1 protein-coding gene is annotated in these 398 nt (G+C 71.1%); it reads left to right on the forward strand.

Features of this window, described 5'->3' with window-relative positions:
- Nucleotides 1-398: aconitase family protein (locus tag M1M07_RS32550; protein ID WP_248676811.1), on the forward strand; the 398-nt coding region annotated here is incomplete at both ends.

Raw genomic sequence — 398 nt, forward strand, 5'->3', positions numbered from 1 at the left:
GACAAGGCCCGGGCCTACTGGGAGAGCCTGCTCACCGACGAGGGCGCGTTCTTCGACCGCGAGGTGCGCCTGGACGCCGCGAGCCTGCCGCCGATCGTCAGCTGGGGCACCAGCCCGGAGGACGTGATCTCGGTGCGCGGCCGCGTGCCTGATCCGGCGGCGATCGCGGACGAGAACAAGCGGCAGTCCAAGGAGAAGGCGCTGGCCTACATGGGCCTGACCCCGGGCACGCCGATCACCGACATCACCCTGGACCGGGTGTTCATCGGCTCCTGCACCAACGGCCGGATCGAGGACCTGCGGGTCGTCGCCCAGATGGTCGAGGGCCGCAAGGTGCACGAGAGCGTCTCCGCCATGGTGGTGCCGGGCTCGGGCCTGGTGAAGGCGCAGGCCGAGGC

This window comes from Rhodococcus sp. HM1 (assembly GCF_023218075.1).
GTDB lineage: Bacteria > Actinomycetota > Actinomycetes > Mycobacteriales > Mycobacteriaceae > Rhodococcus.